The 18,371-nt window shown below is 44.7% G+C and carries 12 protein-coding genes; 2 read left to right on the plus strand and 10 right to left on the minus strand.

Annotated elements, in window-relative coordinates; genetic code table 11:
* The first annotated feature begins 4 nt into the window (after positions 1 to 4).
* On the plus strand, positions 5 to 754 hold the full coding sequence (locus ACFPIB_RS05995) for a TrmH family RNA methyltransferase (RefSeq protein ID WP_378016524.1): 750 nt from the start codon (positions 5 to 7) through the stop codon (positions 752 to 754).
* Between the two features lie 109 nt (positions 755 to 863).
* Here the strand turns inward: ACFPIB_RS05995 and ACFPIB_RS06000 are convergent, their stop codons facing one another.
* From ACFPIB_RS06000 to pckA, 10 genes are all read right to left on the minus strand, one after another.
* Positions 864 to 1,985 carry an outer membrane beta-barrel protein gene (locus ACFPIB_RS06000; protein ID WP_378016525.1) on the minus strand — a complete coding sequence of 374 codons (1,122 nt, stop codon included), beginning with the start codon at positions 1,983 to 1,985 and terminating at the stop codon, positions 864 to 866.
* Between the two features lie 25 nt (positions 1,986 to 2,010).
* Positions 2,011 to 2,910 carry a hypothetical protein gene (locus tag ACFPIB_RS06005; RefSeq protein WP_378016526.1) on the minus strand — a complete coding sequence of 300 codons (900 nt, stop codon included), beginning with the start codon at positions 2,908 to 2,910 and terminating at the stop codon, positions 2,011 to 2,013.
* Complete coding sequence (locus tag ACFPIB_RS06010) at positions 2,879 to 3,448, minus strand: RNA polymerase sigma factor (RefSeq protein WP_378016527.1); 570 nt, start codon at positions 3,446 to 3,448, stop codon at positions 2,879 to 2,881. Before ACFPIB_RS06010 ends, ACFPIB_RS06005 begins: the two co-directional genes overlap by 32 nt.
* Positions 3,449 to 3,756: 308 nt before the next feature.
* Positions 3,757 to 4,785, minus strand: a complete 1,029-nt coding sequence (locus ACFPIB_RS06015; protein WP_378016528.1) for a PorP/SprF family type IX secretion system membrane protein — start codon at positions 4,783 to 4,785, stop codon at positions 3,757 to 3,759.
* A 5-nt stretch (positions 4,786 to 4,790) separates the two neighbouring features.
* Positions 4,791 to 10,619 carry an Ig-like domain-containing protein gene (locus tag ACFPIB_RS06020; protein ID WP_378016529.1) on the minus strand — a complete coding sequence of 1,943 codons (5,829 nt, stop codon included), beginning with the start codon at positions 10,617 to 10,619 and terminating at the stop codon, positions 4,791 to 4,793.
* Between the two features lie 459 nt (positions 10,620 to 11,078).
* Complete coding sequence (locus ACFPIB_RS06025; protein ID WP_378016530.1) at positions 11,079 to 11,453, minus strand: CoA-binding protein; 375 nt, start codon at positions 11,451 to 11,453, stop codon at positions 11,079 to 11,081.
* 99 nt (positions 11,454 to 11,552) lie between these two features.
* Positions 11,553 to 13,124 carry an NAD(P)/FAD-dependent oxidoreductase gene (locus tag ACFPIB_RS06030; RefSeq protein WP_378016531.1) on the minus strand — a complete coding sequence of 524 codons (1,572 nt, stop codon included), beginning with the start codon at positions 13,122 to 13,124 and terminating at the stop codon, positions 11,553 to 11,555.
* A gap of 139 nt (positions 13,125 to 13,263) precedes the next feature.
* On the minus strand, positions 13,264 to 13,926 hold the full coding sequence (locus ACFPIB_RS06035) for a DUF4159 domain-containing protein (protein WP_378016532.1): 663 nt from the start codon (positions 13,924 to 13,926) through the stop codon (positions 13,264 to 13,266).
* 156 nt (positions 13,927 to 14,082) lie between these two features.
* Positions 14,083 to 14,787: a 16S rRNA (uracil(1498)-N(3))-methyltransferase gene (locus ACFPIB_RS06040; protein WP_378016533.1), complete on the minus strand. Its 705-nt coding sequence runs from the start codon at positions 14,785 to 14,787 to the stop codon at positions 14,083 to 14,085.
* A gap of 294 nt (positions 14,788 to 15,081) precedes the next feature.
* On the minus strand, positions 15,082 to 16,698 hold the full coding sequence (pckA, locus tag ACFPIB_RS06045) for a phosphoenolpyruvate carboxykinase (ATP) (protein WP_378016534.1): 1,617 nt from the start codon (positions 16,696 to 16,698) through the stop codon (positions 15,082 to 15,084).
* 294 nt (positions 16,699 to 16,992) lie between these two features.
* Between pckA and ACFPIB_RS06050 the strand changes: the two genes are divergently transcribed.
* Complete coding sequence (locus ACFPIB_RS06050; protein ID WP_378016535.1) at positions 16,993 to 18,336, plus strand: peptide MFS transporter; 1,344 nt, start codon at positions 16,993 to 16,995, stop codon at positions 18,334 to 18,336.
* Positions 18,337 to 18,371 lie beyond the last annotated feature (35 nt).

Consider the following 18,371-nt stretch of genomic DNA (forward strand, 5'->3'; position numbering starts at 1 on the left):
GGCTATGTTATCGAAAGCAGTAAGCAAATACATCAATTCGCTGCAAATAAAGAAATATCGGAATCTCCATCAAACTTTTGTAGTAGAAGGGGCAAAAAGTGTGCGCGAGTTGTTGGCATCTGATCTCGAAATTGAGAAGCTTTTTATAACGGAAGATTTTCTGCAGAAACATACTAATTTGTTCCGCAAAAGTTTGGAATACGAGCTTGTTACCGAAAATCAATTGGTACAGGCTGGCACTTACGAAAGCAATAACGCCGGGCTGGCCATTGCGCGTATGAAAACGCTACCAAAACTGGCGGTAAAACCCACTGAACTGGTAATTGCTTTAGACGATATCCGCGACCCCGGTAATTTGGGTACCATCATCCGGATTGCAGACTGGTACGGCATTAAAAAAATAATCTGCTCCGAGACCTGCGCCGATTTTTACAACCCGAAAGTAATTGCGTCTACCATGGGTTCTTTTACGCGCGTGGCTGCTTATTACGTAAACCTTCCGGAGTTTTTAAGTTCGTTTTCGGGGGAGTTTAAAATTTATGGTGCGGCTATGGAAGGAGAAAATATTCATAAGCTGAACCTGAAACCGGAAGGCGTTTTGGTAATGGGCAACGAAGCAAATGGCTTAAGACCTGAAACCCGGAAATTCCTGACCAGCCTTATTAAAATACCGGCCTTTGGAAACGCAGAATCGTTGAATGTTGCTACGGCTACGGCTATTCTTACCGATAATTTTTTCCGGCAGGTTTCCTGAGTTTTCAGTGCTTTGAGCATAGCGTTTTGACTTTTTACCCTGGAAATCATAGCGTTTTAAAACAAAGAAAGGAAGCTTACGGGCTTCCTTTCTTTTTAAGTTTGTTTTCTTAGATCGTGATACCAAAGCTCATCACGTTGGCATTTGGTCCGCGACCGTCTTTGAATAATTCATTCAGGTTGTAATTAGCAAACAGATCGAAGCCGCGGTAACCGATAGTGGCTTTCAGGCCATATTGCAGATCTTCGAGGTTAAAATTGCCCTGATCTTTATCTTTCTTATCGTCGCCTTCCAGGTTGTATTTAATTTTGGTGTGGCTGCCTAAACGGTAACCTACAAAGCCACCAACTCCGAACCGGAAAGCTGACTTTCCTTTTTTATCATCAAAATCCATAATGATCATGAGCGGGATATTGGCGCTTGAAGTTGCCAATTTCGATTTTTCGAGGTTGCGGTTTTGAGGATCTTTTACAAGTACAGTTTCAGACCGGCCGCTGGTCTCATCTTCTAAAAGCACATAGTTTTTGTCGAACATGTAATTGTTGAAGGAAAAATCTACACCGGTGCGCAAATGAAGCGGACTTTTTACGCCCCCGATCCGAACCTGATAATAGGGGTTAATACTTACGTAACGGGATCCCCAGGTTCTCAATCCGGCTTCATCTAAAGCAGTTCCTTCAGTATTCAGGAAAGTGTTAAAGCCAAGGTCGAAGTTCATACCGCTTTGGTGACGTCTGTTTGCATTCTTTTTGGTTTTAGTTGAATCAGAATTGCAATTCATATTAGGATCTGAACCAATTTTTACTGTTTTTGTATCGCCTTCATCATCATAATCAACATTAATAAAAACGTCTTTCTTTTCTACATTTTGGCTTTTTTCATCATTTTTAATAGTAATACTAACTTTTTCCGGACGACCTTTGCCTTTTTCTTTTTCAGCCGGACGGAAGCTAACAGTATAGTCTTCCCCGTTCACATCTTTCTTTTCCATTTTTTCAGCTTCGGCAATGTACTTGTTCAGCATGATCATTAGCGAATCGAGGCTGTAATTCTGGAAAGATTTCAGTTGTTCGGTATTTTTTACGATCAGGCTCATTTTAGCGCCATTGGCTAATTTTACCAGCACGGTATCGTCTTTAGAAGCCTTTGTTGAGCCAAAATCGGCGGCCGAAACAGGCAAAGCGGTAGTGGTTGCCAGGCCGAGTGCGGCCAGCAGAAATAAGCGTTTCATAATTTTGAGGGGATTTTTAAGTCTTTTAAATATCGAGTACTTTGGAGAATTTCTGAGTAATGTTGCGGGTGCCTTTAGCAAATTTGGAATCGGGCACTAGAAAGGCCTGAAGGTCCACTGGTTCGCCGTTTTTCAGGTTTTTAGCTTGTTTGAAAATGTTTACCAGTTTCGAATCTTTATCATCGGCTGGAACTGGTTCTGCCATGGCAAGCGCATTTTCTGAATTGTCTTTTTTTACGATTACTTCAATGGCCATGCCCGCTAAAAGGGCCGGTTTCGTTTCCGAAGTTTTTGCATTCACTGCGTTATTGGTCTGCGTAGAAGCAATCATTACTTCTTCCGTTTTCGAAGCCATTTGTTCCGGTTTTGGTTTTTCCTGAACCGGCATTTCATCGGTTAATTTTTCAGCTTTCACATTTTTAGTGTTCTGTGCAATCTGCGTTTTAGGAGCAACTGTGAAAGGAGTTTTTGCCTCGGTTTTGATACCGTTTTTAACAGCGTTTTTGCTGCTGTTTTCACTTTCAATTGCAGTTTCCGGCGTTTCAGTTGCTGCAATCATATTTTCTGAAGTTGTAGCTTTTTCTGAAACCGGAGCGGAAACTTCCTGCATTTTCTCTGTTGGCTCGGCAACTTTTGAAGTTTGATTCACGGCTACCGGCATTTCAGTTTTTCCGCTAAAATTGCTACCGTTTTTTAGTAATCCGAACGTAACGAAAAGCAATACTACGGCCGCTGCGGCATAATGCCACCACATCAAAATGCGACGTTCTTCTTTCTTTTCTTCCGTCGCCACCATTTCTGGTTCTTCTGGCAATTGTGCCGCATTCATCTGACTTTGCAGGCGCGCCCACGCATCGGCCGAAGGCTGGCGGTTCAGGTTTTGCAACCCTTCCTTAAAGCGCGAATCTATATTGTGCTGTTCCATTTTTCTCTATGCTAAATTTTTCCTGGGCAGTAACCCATTTTTGCAGCAAAGCCCGGGCTTTGCTTAACTGCGATTTCGAAGTTCCTTCATTTATCTGCAGCATTTCGGCAATTTCTTTATGCGAATACCCTTCTATGGCGTATAGGTTGAAAACGGCGCGGTAACCGGCTGGTAATTCGTGCAATAAAGCTAAAAGTTCTGCTTCGTTCAGGGCGGTATCGGCTTGTTCCTGGGCGGCTAGCTGCAGATGTTCTTTTTCTACGGCCAAATGCAAGGGTTCCTTTTTTCTCAGAAACATGAGCGCTTCGTTTACAATTACCCGGCGCAGCCAACCTTCAAAATTTCCTTTTCCTTCGTACTGTTTTGCATTCTGAAACACTTTCACCATCCCGGTTATCATCACTTCTTCCGCATCCATTTCATTTTTCAGGTAACGCAAACAAACCCCCAGCATTTTTCCGGCATAAAGCTCGTAGATCGCTTTTTGCGCTTTGGCATCGCCGTTTTGTAAAGCTGCTATGAGTTCGGTTGTAATCACGGGTAGAAGTGTTTCAGTAAACGTTTCTTTAAGGGGTTTCTGACTATATAGATGCAAAGGTATTCCCGGAGGTTGCCTTAAGGTTAAGAAATATTTTAAATATTTTTCAGAATATAAATAAGTTGCTGATAGCGAATGTTTTAAAAATATGATAATAAATAAAAAAAGCCCCGAATTTCTTCAGGGCTTTACTTTTTTGCTTTAAAACGATACCGTTTTTTTGAATTGTTTGAATTAGAGATTGAGTGAATTAAAATTATTAGCATAGTAAAGCTGATAATTTCTAATTCATAATTCCAATTAAAACCTTACCACATCCACTGCGGACAGATCGCTTTGCCGCGGTTCTGCAGTTTAAGTCCTAAAACTACTTCGTGGCTGCCGGAACTGGCGTGGCGTAATTCAGAAGTAACTGCATCGTAAGAATATGCTACATCCAGCAGCGGCGATATATTGATACCAGCCAGCACGGAAACCGCATCTTTATGCCGGTAAGAAACTCCACCCCAAACGCGTTCGGCAATAATAGCTTTTACATTCAGATCCGCTGCCAGTGCAGTTGGCGCCGATTTCACCATAAAAGAAGGTACAACGGTCAGGTCGCGGTTTATATCGAAACGGTAGCCTCCGGTCAGGTAAAAGTGTGGTTGCGCAAAACCAGGGCGCTGAAAGCCGGTTTGTTGCGAAGCAGTTTCGGTATTCGCTAAAAGCTGCATGGCAGAAAGCCCTACAAAGAACTGGTCGGAATAAACCCAGGTGCCAAAGCCAAGATCCATTTTCACATCGTTCAGGCGGTCGGAATACAAAGCCGGGTCGTTGGCAGTAACTGTTGTTGCCATTGCGCGGTTCAGGCTGAATTGATTCATACCGGTAGCAACGCCCATAGCAACTCTTACGCTATTCGTAACCGGTAAATGGAAGGCATAGGTCAGGTTGAAAGTGGTGTTCTGAATAATACCCGTTTTATCTACCTGCACCAAACCGCCAAAACCGTGGTGCGGATTCGCTTTTTTGAAACGGTTGTTCTTGTTTACCTTATATCTTGGTCTTCGCACCGCGCCGCGCATCATGCTTGTTTTATTGATGCGGTTGCGATCCTGCTTACCAATAGCGGTATGGAAACTGGTGTAAAAAGTGCTCGGTGCACCTTCCAGACCGGCCCATTGTTTCCGGAAACCCATTTTCACATCCGTATAATTTTCAATACCGCTGATCGCCGGGTTCACCAGAAAGTTGTTCAGAGAATATTGACTGTATTGTGGGCGTTGCTGCGCAAAAGTAGTCCCGGTAATTCCTGATAAAAAGATAAATAGGATTGCGGGTAAAAGTTTTTTCATAAAAATTAACGAACAATGTTAATGCTTCCGGAAAGCGGCGCCTCCGTTTTATTTAAATAAATGATGTAGTAATAAGTCGCGATCGGTAACTGCTCGCCGCTTAGGGAAACACCGTTCCATGGCTGCGGATAACCAACCGATTCATAAACCTTGGCGCCCCAACGGTTGAAGATTTCCATGCGGCAGTTGCGGTATTCTTCCAGGCCTTTAATTTCCCAGGTATCGTTTATGCCGTCGTTGTTTGGCGTAAAGGTGTTCACGATCTTGATTTTCGGTAGTACGGTTACGGTAACTTCATCGGTAGTAACGCAACCGAATTCAGAAACAACTTCCAGGGTATAGGTAGTGGTTTTGTCTGGAGTAGCAACCGGGTTGGCAATATTCGGGTTGCTCAAACCTTCCGCCGGGAACCACTTGTAAGAAACGCCGCCTTTACCTTGCAGATAAGCACTTTTGCCACTGATCACATCCACGTCTTCACCGGCATCGGCAGTAGCTTCCCGCACATTAACCTTTACCGCAATTCTGGAGCTGGCGCAACCATTTTCTACTGCCTGCACATAGTAAGTTTTGCTTTTCGTTAAGGCTGGTGTCGTGAAAGAAACGCCTTTACCCATTAACTGACCACCAACTGCGGTTTCGTACCATTCAAACGCACTGCCCGCTTCTGACTGATTGCTTACCGGTAAAACCAGTATAGCAGAAGTTCCGGAACAGATTTCCTGCGAAGCAATTGCTGGCGGCGCCGGGATCTGGTTTACTTTTATTTCAATAGCCTGGCTGATATTATCGAAGCAATAACCTGCGCTAACTTTCCGGCGGAACCATGTTGTTTGCTGTAAAGTACCCGGCTGGAAATCTGCGCCATTATTTATGCCAGAAGCCGTTATAAAGCTGTTGGCAGCACCGGAAGTGCTCATTTCCCAAACATAAGTATACGTACCTGAACCGCCAGCCGGAGCCGAACCCAGCAACATAGCCGGAGCCGAACCTGCACAAATAGTTTGCGCCACGCTGATCGTATTGTTCGAAATATTCGGGTTAACGGTGATCTGCACTACGTTACTTTCCAGTGAATATGCGCCTGAAATTACGGTTCTCCTAAACCATGTTGTCTGTGTTAAAATTCCCGGTTGGTAATCTTTTTGGTCGGCAATTCCGGAAGCTGTACTAAAACCGGCATTAGCACCCGCAGTACTCATTTCCCACAGGTAAGTATAGTTGCCTAAACCACCCATTGGCAATGTTCCGGCTAAAATATTCGGTGCATTGTTCAGGCAGATCGTCTGGTCCTGCAGAATTACATTATTCGCAATCGCCGGAACCACAGTAAGCTGCACCACATTCGAAACCAGTACACAGTCGCCGGAGCGTACAATGCGGCGCAGCAAGGTAGTTTGCGCAATAGCGCCCGGCTGGAAATGCTGTCCGTTTGCTGACATTGCGGTAAAGCCAGAAGCATTTCCGGTTAAGCTGATTTCCCAGGTATAAGCGTAGTTTCCATTACCGCCCGTTGGCAAAGAACCATTTAGTAAAGCAGGAATTGAACCGCTGTAAATTGTTTGTGAAGCTGAAATAATATTCGAAGCCAGCGGCGGATTCACTTCCACTTTTACGGCAGTCGAAGTCTGCGAGCAATTTCCGGAGAAAACCACGCGGCGGAACCAGGCAGTTTGTTGTAAAGCCGGCGCAGCATAGTTTTGGGTCGTATTCGCATTTGGTGCCGGTACATAACCCTGATTTGCACCACTGGTACTCATCTGCCACAGGTAAGTGAAAGTTCCGGTACCACCGGTTGGCAGCGAAGCCTGCATAACCTGTGGCATATTTCCGGCACAAATGATCTGCGGTTGCGTGGTGATTATATTCGCAGCTATACCCGGAATTACCGTGATCTTCACGCTGGCGCTGCTATTTTGCTGGCAAGGACCTGAAGAAACCACCCGGCGGAACCAGGTAGATTGCATAAGCGCCGCCGGAGCGTAATTAATTGCAGCATTATTGCCGGTGGCAGGAGTGAAGGTTACATTATCAAGGCTGCTTTCCCAAACGTATGTATAAGTACCATTTCCACCGGCTGGCAAAGCACCCGTCAGGGCAGTTGGTGTTTCACCGGCGCAAATGGTCTGGTTCAGGCTGATGAAGTTATTAGCAATAACCGGCATTACATTTACCGTTATTTTGCTGCGAACCATGCTCCGGCAACCTTCCGTGTTTATCGCTTCCAGGAAGTATTCGGTGGTGTTTTGTAAAGCTGGAGTAGTAAATGAATTTCCGGAGAAAATAGCTTGACCACCGGTTGCTGAGTTAAACCACTGATATTGCAGGCCGTTGGCATTTGCTGTTAAAGTAGCAGTTGCACCGGCGCAAATGGCCTGGGCAGTAACTATCGAAGCAACCGGTCTGGCAATAACTTTAATTTTAATTGGCTGCGAGTATTCCATACAAACTCCGGAAGTTACTTTACGGCGGAACCAGGTAGTTTGTGAAAGCACATTCGGGGTGAAATTTACAGTATTATTCGTTCCGGAAACGGCCGTAAAGTTTACCGAATCGGTACTGAATTCCCAGGCAAAAGTATACGTTCCATTGCCGCCGGCCGGAGCCGAACCGTTTATTTGCGTTGGAATTTCGTTCGCACAAATGGCCTGGTTGCCGATTATAGCGTTGTTGCTTAGTGCCGGTAATACAAAAACGGTAGCTTTTGTGCGCGTAAAACTCGGGCAACCTTCTGCGCTTATTGCCTGCACATAATATTCTGTGGTAGCAGTTAAAACCGGAGTCTGGAATGAAGAACTGGTGAAAATCAGATTACCGTTCTGCGCTGCATCATACCATTTATAAGTACCCGTTGAGCCGCTGGCCGTTAACGTTGCATTTCCGGAACCGCAGATCGTTACATTCGCAACCGTTGGTGCCGGTGCAATTGGGTTTACGGTTACCTGTACGGCTTTTCTATTGGTAGTTTCGCAACCTTGCGCGTTATATGCCACTACAAAGTACGTTTTAGAAGTCTGAAGCGCCGGTGTGGTAAAAGTCTGGCCGGTATAAAGCAGGCTCCCTCCGGTCAAAGCATCGAACCATTCATAGCGGGTCGCATTGTTGCTTTGCGCCGTTAAGGTTACTGTGTTGCCCGGGCAGATCGTCTGGTTGGCTACCGTAGGAACTGCAGGCAGCGCATTCACCGTAATTACTTTCACATCCGAAACCTGGCAGTTGCCATTTCCATACGTGTAAATCAGGGTATAAACGCCGGGAGAATTAGCTGTGAAGTTTCCGTTGGCTTTTACCAGATTACTTCCGCTCCAGGTTCCACCAGCTGGCAAACCTTTCAGTAAAACGCTATTGTTTTGGGCACAAAAAGTCGTGTCGTTACCGGCATTAGCAACGGGCATAGAAACTACCGTTATTTTTTTGGAAGCCGAAGTATAGCAACCGTTCGCGTTCGTATAGTTGTATGTTACATTGTAAACGCCCATAGCAGAACCCAGAAAGAAACCGCTGTTGCTGATATTCTGACCAGCCCAGGTTCCGCCTTTCGGATAACCCTGCATCTGCAAACCTTGCGGCGCCGCACAGATCGTGGTATCTTTTCCAATCGTTACAACCGGTAAAGGCAACACTTCAATTTTTATGGTTTTTGTTGCTGTACAACCCGCCACTGTATCTATTGCAGTAACGGTATAAATAGTTGTAACAGCTGGGTTTGCTATTACTGTAGCGCCGGAAGTGGTGTTCAAACCAATGGCCGGCGACCACGAATAAAGGTCAGCACCGATCACAGTTAATGTTGCTGTTTGCTGACCAACGCAGATCGTGGTATCTGTTGCTGAAATTTGAAGCGGAATTGCTGGTTTTACTACCACAGTATATTGAACTGTATCTGCGCAGCCGGTAATTGCGTTGGTACCAATTACATTATAAGTAGTGGTTACCGCCGGATTAGCCGAAACAATATTGCCGGTGGTTTTATTTAGGCCGGTTGCCGGGAACCATTTGTAAGTATCTGCTCCGGAAGCCGTTAAAATAGCCGAACCTTGTCCGCCGCAAATAGCCATTACCGACGATTGTACCACAATTTGCGGAGCGGGATTTATCGTTACCGTTTGCGTATCTGGTGCAGAAAATCCGCAGGCATTGGCTGCTTTTAATACCACCTGATAAACACCTGGCTGAGCGAATTTAATTTCCGGATATTGGCTGGAAACGGAAGTGCCGTTCATGAACTGATAATTATGATTTCCCAAAACGCTCCACTGATAAACCGTGATCGGGCTGCTGGATTTAAAAGTTGGTTTATGCGCCGGGTTTGCCGGAGAAAAAGCAACCGTCTGGCTGATGCAATATTCCTGCGCAGCCGGCAACGAAATTTCCGGTGTACCTTCAATTACAATGGTCGTATCTGTCGTAGCGATCTGCCCGCAATAATTCCGGGAGGTTAGTTTGATTGTGTAGCTTCCAGCTTTGGTAAAGTTCAGTTCCGGGTTCAGGGAAACGCTATCGGAATTGGTGGCAAAACTCCAGCCTTGCTTTGGAAGAATATCCCAGTTATAGGTCAGGTCGGGGCTTACAGATTTGTTTTGTAAAACCACAAACGAAGGCGCGCAATTGGTTGGAGGAAGTTTTACCTGGAAGGCAGCCTTCGGAAGATCTTTAATGATCAAGGTTTTGGAAATAGAATCTGCTGTACATTTTGCGCCGGAACCGCGCGGCGTAACAATAAGCTGAATGAGGTAATTGCCGGCTTGTGTAAAATTCAGCATAGGCTGCGCCGAAGTATTATTCGTGCCATTTGTATATTTCCAGCCGGTAGCCGGTTTTATGATCCATTCGCGGGTAAAACCAGTTGCCATTGTGCCAGATGCATTCGCATTGAAACCGCCATTAGAAAAATCAGAAAGTTGTACCGGTGTATTCACGCAAGCAATGCTGTCCGGATTAATTTTGAAATCTGCTTTCGGAGTTGCCGAGATCCGGATACCCCCAACCGTAGCCGGTGTAGTACCGCAAGGGTTCGTAGCATAAGCCGTTAACGTAAAAGCATTACCCGGTTTACCCATCGCCGATTTCGTGAAGGTATGCGTGATGGTTTTCGGCAGATTGGCGTGCGTGTAGGTCAGGGCCGGGGTACCATCATCGAACTGGAAAGTATAAACCGTAGAAGGTGTATTGCCCAGGGTATTAATAATATCGAAGGTAAAAGTAGCCGGGGCGCAATCGTTGGTATTTCCCTGGCTGGCTACCCCGAAACTTGGATTGGAACCATTAAAAACCAGATAGCGCTGCGAAGAAGTGCAGCCCGCTGCGTTTGTAACGGTAAAAGTAAGGTTAAATGAACCCGGTAACAGGTATTGGTGGGTTGCAGCCGCAAAACTGCTGCCATACACGTTTGCCGAACCATCGCCCCAGTCTATGGAATATTGGGTGTTGGTAGCTTTGGTTTTGGAAATGTTCTCTACCGTTAAAGCAAAATTAGCCGTGCCCAGCGAATACGTACAATTCATGAAATTATTGATCGTATCCTGTAAAGCAGCATCAGGTGCACCCAAAACCGAAACAGCCACCGGCGAAGAAGTAGCTACGCAACCTGAAGCAGAAGTAACTATAACCGCATAATTTCCGGAAGCTTTGGCATAAATACTCTGCGTGGTTTTTCCATTCGACCATAAATAAGTCTGGCCGGAATTGGCCGTTAATTGCACGCTATCGCCCTGGCAAAGGTTTGTGTTACCAGCGGAGGTGATCACTGCCTGGCAATTCTGCGCCTGCACAAACAGCAATGAAAAGAAATAGCATGAAAACGTGAAGAGTAATAATCGTAAGGAATTTCCCATAAACCGTACATCGATCGGCCGGTTGCAGTTTTTTGAATTGCGGGTTCTTGCTGAAATTGAATTTATCAGGATTTTATAATAAACGAGCCTGATAAAAACGCTAGGAATTTGCCGCCAAAAACTGTTTCCTGATACCTTTTATTTTCTGTTTAGTAAGCCTGTTAAAATTATACAGAACTCCGGAAAACCTTGAAAGCAACCCATTTGAATGAAGTGTTTTCTTTCCGGATTCTATTGGCAGACAAAACAAAGTATAAGTTTGTTCAATGTTCCCGATAAAAGTTCGGTGAACATTATATTGTATTTTTATAAGAGAAAGGTCAGGAATTAATGGTTGTTAGAAATGGTATAAAAGTTCTTGGTAAAATTATTAAAATATAAAATTTACCAAGAAATAAATTGCAATTAACTTATACGAAAGCACAAGATGAAAAGGATTACTATAAAAAAAGGGAAGCTTTAATAGCTTCCCGATGCGAGCATTACCAGCGTACAGGCATGCATGGTTTCAATCTTCTGGTCTTCAGCCATTCGTTCAAATTCCAGGTTTTCTGTGCCGGGGTTAAAAATTATCCGTTTGGGTTTCAGCGATAAGATATAGGCGTACCAGGCGGGTTGGTGTTGCGGCCCCACATACATGGTTACCGTATCTACATTTTCCACTTTGGGGTTGTCTTGTAAATGCTGAATGGGTAAAGTGCCGATTGCCGAATGCCGGATGCCTACCGGCACAACTTCATGGCCATAATTTAAGAGCTTTTGAACAGCTTTGTATGCAAAGCGGGTCGGATTATCGGTAGCGCCAATTACAACAGTTTTTTTCATTGCGTTCATAGTTTTTTGCTTCTGAAAGATACTGTTTTTAGCTACAAAAGTTCGGAATTGCAGGCCAGGAAATGATGAAGGCGCAGTACCTTGCGTCTCCATCGGATTTTATTTCAGGATTTTCTCAGCAATTTTTTCCGCGCAACGTTCCCCATCCATGGCCGCTGAAACAATTCCGCCGGCATAACCCGCACCTTCAGCACAAGGATAAAGGTTTTTGATCTGAACATGCTCCAGCGTTTCTTTATCTCTCGGAATGCGCACCGGAGAGGAAGTACGGCTTTCTACCCCGATGATCTGCGCGTTGTTCGACAAATAACCCGGCATTTTTTTTCCCCAGGCCTGAAAGCCCTGTACTAATCTTTGGGCCAGATTATCGCCTAATAATGCATGCATATCCACCGATCTTAAGCCCGGCTGGTAGGAAGTTTCGAGCAAACCTGAAGACAAGCGGCGGTTGGTAAAGTCTTTCAGAAGCTGAGCCGGAGCAACCTGCGTGCCGCCGGCCATATCACACGCTTTGCGTTCCAGTTCCTGCTGCATTCTCAAGCCTGCCAAAGCACCATATTTCGCCAGATCCATGTCTTCGGTTTCTATGGCAACTACAATTCCGGAATTCGCAAACTTGGAATCGCGGCGGCTCGGCGACATGCCGTTTACCACCACTTCGCCGGGCGCTGTGGCCGAAGGAACGATAAAACCGCCGGGGCACATACAAAATGAAAATACGCCGCGCTGTTTGTTGTTCAGATACGTTTGTTGTACTAACGCATAACTCGAAGCCGGTAAAAATGGTCCGCGGTCGCCTTCGCAATGGTACTGAATGCCATCGATCAGGCTTTGCTGATGTTCCACCCGCACGCCCATCGCAAACGGTTTGGCTTCAATTTTTATACCTTTGGCGTGCAGCAATTCATAAATATCGCGGGCTGAATGGCCGGTAGCCAGGATCACACTTTTTCCTTCGTAAACCGTACCGTTTTGCGCTACCACGCCCTTTATTTCATTTTTTTCAAGAATCAGGTCGGTAATGCGGGTATCGAAATGGATCTCTGCGCCGGCATTTAAAGCCGTTTCCCGCATGGCCTGAATAATGACCGGCAATTTATTGGTGCCAATGTGCGGATGCGCATCAAAAAGGATATCTGGCGTGGCTCCGTGCTTTACTAAAATGTGCAGAATACGGTAAAGATCGCCACGTTTTTTTGAACGCGTGTAAAGCTTACCATCGGAATACGTGCCGGCGCCGCCTTCCCCGAAACAGTAATTGGAATCGGGGTTTACAATATGCTCTTTATTAATAGCAGCCAGGTCACGGCGCCGGTAACGAACATCTTTGCCTCGCTCCACAATTACCGGTTTCAGGCCTAATTCGATGCAACGCAAAGCCGCAAACAAACCCGCCGGACCAGCGCCAACAATTACTACTTTTTCCTTCTTGCTTACGTCCGGGTATTGAAAATCAGGAATAAATACTTCGGCAGGAGGGATTTCGGTATAAATATCGGCTCGTATCCGTACGTTTACCTTTCGGCCACGGGCATCTATAGATCGTTTTACTTTGTGCAGGAATTTAACTTCTTCTTTATCAATGCCCGAGGCGTCGATCAGTTCCTTTTCTAATTGCACGGCATCGAAGGCAATTTCCGGCGGAAAAACCAGGTCAAGTTCTTTTTTCATGAAAAACGGTAAGGTATTTAGCCTTAAAAGTCAAAAATTTCGAACACGAAGGTGCCCGGAATATTTTAGTATACAAAGTTACGAATAATCTTTGTTTTCTTTTTAAAATGTGTTTTGGCGTTGTATAACCTGAATCTTTCTAATATTGGGTCAGGGCGAAAGCTATAATATTTGAACCCATTTTTAAAGCAGCTTCGTGTTTCTCAATTGGGTCGTTGTATATTTCAAGATCTTCCCAACCATTGCCCAGATCGGTTTCGTAGGTGTAAAAGCAAACCAATTTGCCTTGGTAGAATATGCCAAAACCTTGCGGCGGTTTATTGTCGTGTTCGTGGATTTTAGGCAAGCCTTTCGGGAAAGCATATTTTTGGTGATAGATCGGGTGGGAGAAAGGCACTTCCACAAAATCCAGGTCCGGAAAAACTTTTTTCATTTCGCGCCGCACAAATTTATCCATCCCATAATTATCATCGATATGCAGGAAGCCGCCGCCAATCAAATACTTGCGCAGATTCTCCGCTTCCGCCCCCGAGAAAACCACGTTACCGTGGCCGGTCATATGCACAAACGGGTACTCCAGCAATTCCGGACTGCCGACTTCCACCACCTTTTCATTTTTATCGATATTCAGCTTTAAGTTGCTGTTCGCGAAATTGATCAGATTCGGCAGAGAAGTTTTATTCGCATACCAATCGCCGCCACCATTGTACTTCAGCTTCGCGATCTGGAAACTCGGTTTCTGCGCAAAAACGCTAGGGAAAACGAGGCAAAAAGTCAGTATGGTTAGAAGAAGTTTCTTCATTTCTGGTTTAAAATTAATTGTCATCCCGAGTAATGTCGCGGGAACTTATAAGGCCGATTTTTAAATAAATTTACTCCATACTTGCCCCATAAGTTCCCTCGGCTTTGCTCGGGATGACGCAAAAGAGTATTCAATAACTTATCAATAATTTAATAACTAACTCAACAGCAAGTTTAGTGTATGGCAGGCCACCAAAGCAGCAGTTTCGGTCCGTAATCTACTTTCACCCAGCGTAACCGGTTTAATTCCCTTTGCCAAAGCCATTTCAATTTCTTCCGGCGTAAAATCACCTTCCGGACCAATGAGCACGCAATAGCTTGTGCCGAACGTTTTAATTTGCTTTAGATCAACGCGGTTACCTTCTTCTAAATGAGCTATATATGTATCAGAAACGGTAGGAAAATTGGCTAAAAAAGTCTTGTACGGCGTAAGTTCATTCAGCTTCGGTAAGTAAGCTTTCAAACTTTGCTTCATTGCGCTTACAGCAATTTTCTCCAAGCGGTCCAGCTTTAATTCTTTACGTTCGGAGCGCGCGCATTTCAGAAAACTGATCTCATCGATGCCAATCTCTACGGCTTTTTCTACAAACCATTCCATGCGGTCCAGGTTTTTGGTAGGTGCTACGGCAACATGAATGTAGTACGGTTTTTTACCAAATTCCGATACCGTTTTGGTGATCTCCAGTTTGCAGCGTTTCGGGTTCGGGTCGGTTACTTTGGCATCGTATAAGCCGCCTTTTCCATCTACTAACTGCACCATTTCTCCGGCATCCAACCGTAAAACCCTTATAGCATGTTTCGATTCATCTTCACTTAAAGTATATTCAGTGCCGGAAATATCGGGTGTATAGAAAAGGTGCATAAAAACGGTATGGTTTTGAGCTGAAAAACTAAGTTCTGCTAATTGATCGTAGATTCCAAATTTGCGGGGGCTCGATTCTATTGATCTAAGAATTACGGTAGAAAATAACCCTTGTAACCGCCTATTACAATATTGTAGAGACAAGAAATGCCTTGTCTCTACGCATTCCAGCTTCACATCTGCTCAAATTCCTCAATCCTAAAATTCCATAATCTAACGAATCCAAATTCAGACAAACAAAAAGCCCTGCCGTTTACACAGCAGAGCTTTTTAATATTCAGATGAAAGTTAAAATTAAGCTTCTACAGTCTCAACTTTAGGAGCACCGGCTAAAATTGCTTCGCTAGCGAAATCAGCGTATTTGCTGAAGTTCTTCACGAAAGCAGCAGCCAGTTCGTTTGCTTTTGCATCGTAAGCATCTTTATCTGCCCAAGTATTGCGTGGGCTTAAGATTTCTGCTGGTACGTTAGGGCAAGATTCCGGCATAGCTACACCGAATACCGAATGGTTTGTGAAATTCACATCATTCAGTTCGCCGTTTAATGCAGCCGTGATCATTGCGCGGGTGTAAGGCAGTTTCATACGGGAACCTGTGCCATAAGAGCCACCTGTCCAGCCAGTATTGATCAGCCAAACGTTAACTTTGTTCTCGTCCATTTTCTTACCCAGCATTTCTGCATATTTAGTAGGGTGTAATGGAAGGAACACCGCGCCGAAGCAAGCAGAGAATGTAGTTTGAGGCTCAGTTACACCAACTTCAGTACCTGCAACTTTTGCAGTATAACCGGAAATGAAGTGGTACATAGCCTGGCTCTTGTTCAGTTTAGAGATCGGAGGCAATACACCGAAAGCATCAGCAGTTAAGAAGAAAATATTCTTAGGAATATCAGCTACTGAAGGCTCAATAGCGTTGCTGATGAAATTGATCGGGTAAGCAGTACGGGTGTTTTCAGTTACCGATTTGTTAGAGTAGTCCGGTGTGCGAGTGCCTGGGAAGAAACGGGTGTTTTCCAGGATTGAACCGAATTTAATAGCATCCCAAATCTGTGGTTCTTTCTCCTGAGAAAGGTCGATAACTTTTGCGTAGCAACCACCTTCGAAGTTGAAAACGCCTTTATTAGTCCAGCCGTGCTCATCATCACCGATCAGGCCGCGGTTCGGGTCAGCAGATAAAGTAGTTTTACCAGTACCAGACAGACCGAAGAAAATAGCAGTATCGCCTTCTGCACCTACGTTAGCAGAGCAGTGCATAGATAATGTGTTTTTTTCGTGCGGTAAAATGTAGTTCAGTACACCGAAGATACCTTTTTTCATTTCACCGGCATAACCAGTACCACCAATCAGGATCATGTTCTTTGTGAAGTTCAGGATCGCGAAGTTTGCCTGACGCGTGCCATCTACTTCCGGATCTGCCTGGAACTCAGGGATACAGATAATGGTGAAGTTCGGAACGTGGTTTGCAATTTCTTCGTCAGTTGGGCGCAGGAACATGTTGTTGCAGAAAAGGTTCTGCCATGCTTGCGTGTTTACAATACGCAGGTCCAGACGGTAATCAGGATCAGCACCAGCGAAAGCATCGCGTACGTAGATCTTTTTCCCTTCCAGGAATTTGATCATTTTGTCCTGCAGTTTGTCGAATTTCTCAGAATCAAAAGGGATATTGATATCGCCCCACCATACTGAATCGGCAGTTTTAGCATCTTTTACTACGAAACGGTCTTTTGGAGAACGGCCGGTGAATTTACCAGTGTCGCACATCAGCGCGCCGGTATCAGATAAAACGCCTTCACCATTTTTCAGTGCTTCTTCTACCAACTCCGCCGGGGTAAGGTTCCAAAGTACGCTTTCCGCCTTAATGTTGCCGATGCTCTCGAGGCCCACTTTGTTCGATTTTCTGCCAGATTCTTTCATGAGAATATGTAAGGGATTAAAGTATTTGTGTTTTGATGATGATTAAACTTTGTACAAAAATAAAAAATTATTTGAAAAGCGTCCTATCTTTTCTCTAACTATATATCTTCATTCACCAATTAATACGGGGCATTAAAACTTAAAATGGTTCCTGAATATGGCTTTAAAGCCAATAGCCGCAATAAAAAGTTCAAATGTTTGGTTAAATGCTTTCGGCAACGTAGCTTTACTTTTCCGCTTCTGGCGAAATCAGTTCAATTTTTCATTCATCTTTTAACAAAAATCTACTCTTAAATGGCATCAACCCTTGAACAGGCGCAGGTGAAAAAAGGGCACCCTAAAGGCCTTTACCTGCTTTTCATGACGGAAATGTGGGAGCGCTTCAGCTATTATGGTATGCGCGCGCTGCTTATTCTGTACCTTACCAGTGCTACTACCAACCAATTAGGTGGCCGTGGCTGGACCGATGGCGACGCCGGTATGCTTTATGGCTGGTTTACTGGTCTGGTTTATTTAACCCCGATTCTGGGTGGCTGGCTGGCCGACAATTACATTGGGCAACGCCGCTCTATTACAATGGGTGGTATTTTAATGATGCTGGGTCAGTTTGCCTTATTCTCCGAAGTGAGTGACATGACATTTTATCTGGGACTTGGTTTGCTGATTATTGGTAATGGTTTCTTTAAACCAAATATTTCTACCATTGTAGGTAACTTATACGAAGAAAATGATGCCCGCCGCGACAGCGCCTTCACTATTTTCTATATGGGTATCAACGCAGGTGCTTTCCTCGCGCCATTAGTTTGCGGTTACTTAGGCGAAACTTACGGTTACCGTTATGGCTTCCTGGCGGCTGGTATTGGTATGATGCTGGGCCAGATCATGTTCAACTCTCTGGCGCAATCTTATTTAGGTAATGTTGGTAAATTTGTAGCCAAAACTGCCGAAGAAAAAGCTGCTCCTAAAAAAGTGCTTTCTAAAGATGAAACCGATCGTATTGCCGTAATTCTTGTGCTTACCGTATTTGTGATCTTCTTCTGGGCCGGTTTCGAGCAGGCCGGTTCTTCCCTGAGCTTATACACCGACCGTTATATTGACCGCGTTGTGTTTGGCTGGGAAATTCCTACTTCCTGGTTCCAGTCGGTTAACCCGATCTTTATTGTTGCTTTAGCACCGGTAATTTCTTCACTATGGATTAACCTTGCCAGCAAAGGTAAAAACCCGAACGTAACTGTTAAAATGGCGCTTGGCATGATGTTACTGGGCCTAGGTTTCTTCCTGATGGTGGGTGCAGTTATGGAACGTGGCGGCGACGTAGCCGATGCTTCAATTAAAGCTAATATCTGGTGGTTAGTTGGTGCATATTTCCTGCATACTTTAGGTGAACTTTGCTTATCACCGGTTGGCCTTTCTATGGTAACCAAATTAGCGCCGGTAGCTTATGCTTCTATGCTTATGGGGGTTTGGTTCCTGAGTTCATTTGTAGCGAACATTATGGGTGGTTACATTGTGCAGTATGTAGAACAGTTAGGTGCTTTAACAATTTTCGGAGGTATTGGTGCTTTCGTAATTGTTTTAGGATTTGTGCTTCTCGCTGTATCTAAAAAGCTTACTTACATGATGCACGGCCGCGGCTAATCAAAACGCTATCATTTTTTAATAAAAAAGTCCCG

Origin of the sequence: Adhaeribacter terreus (genome assembly GCF_042657365.1) — a bacterium.
GTDB lineage: Bacteria > Bacteroidota > Bacteroidia > Cytophagales > Hymenobacteraceae > Adhaeribacter_A > Adhaeribacter_A terreus.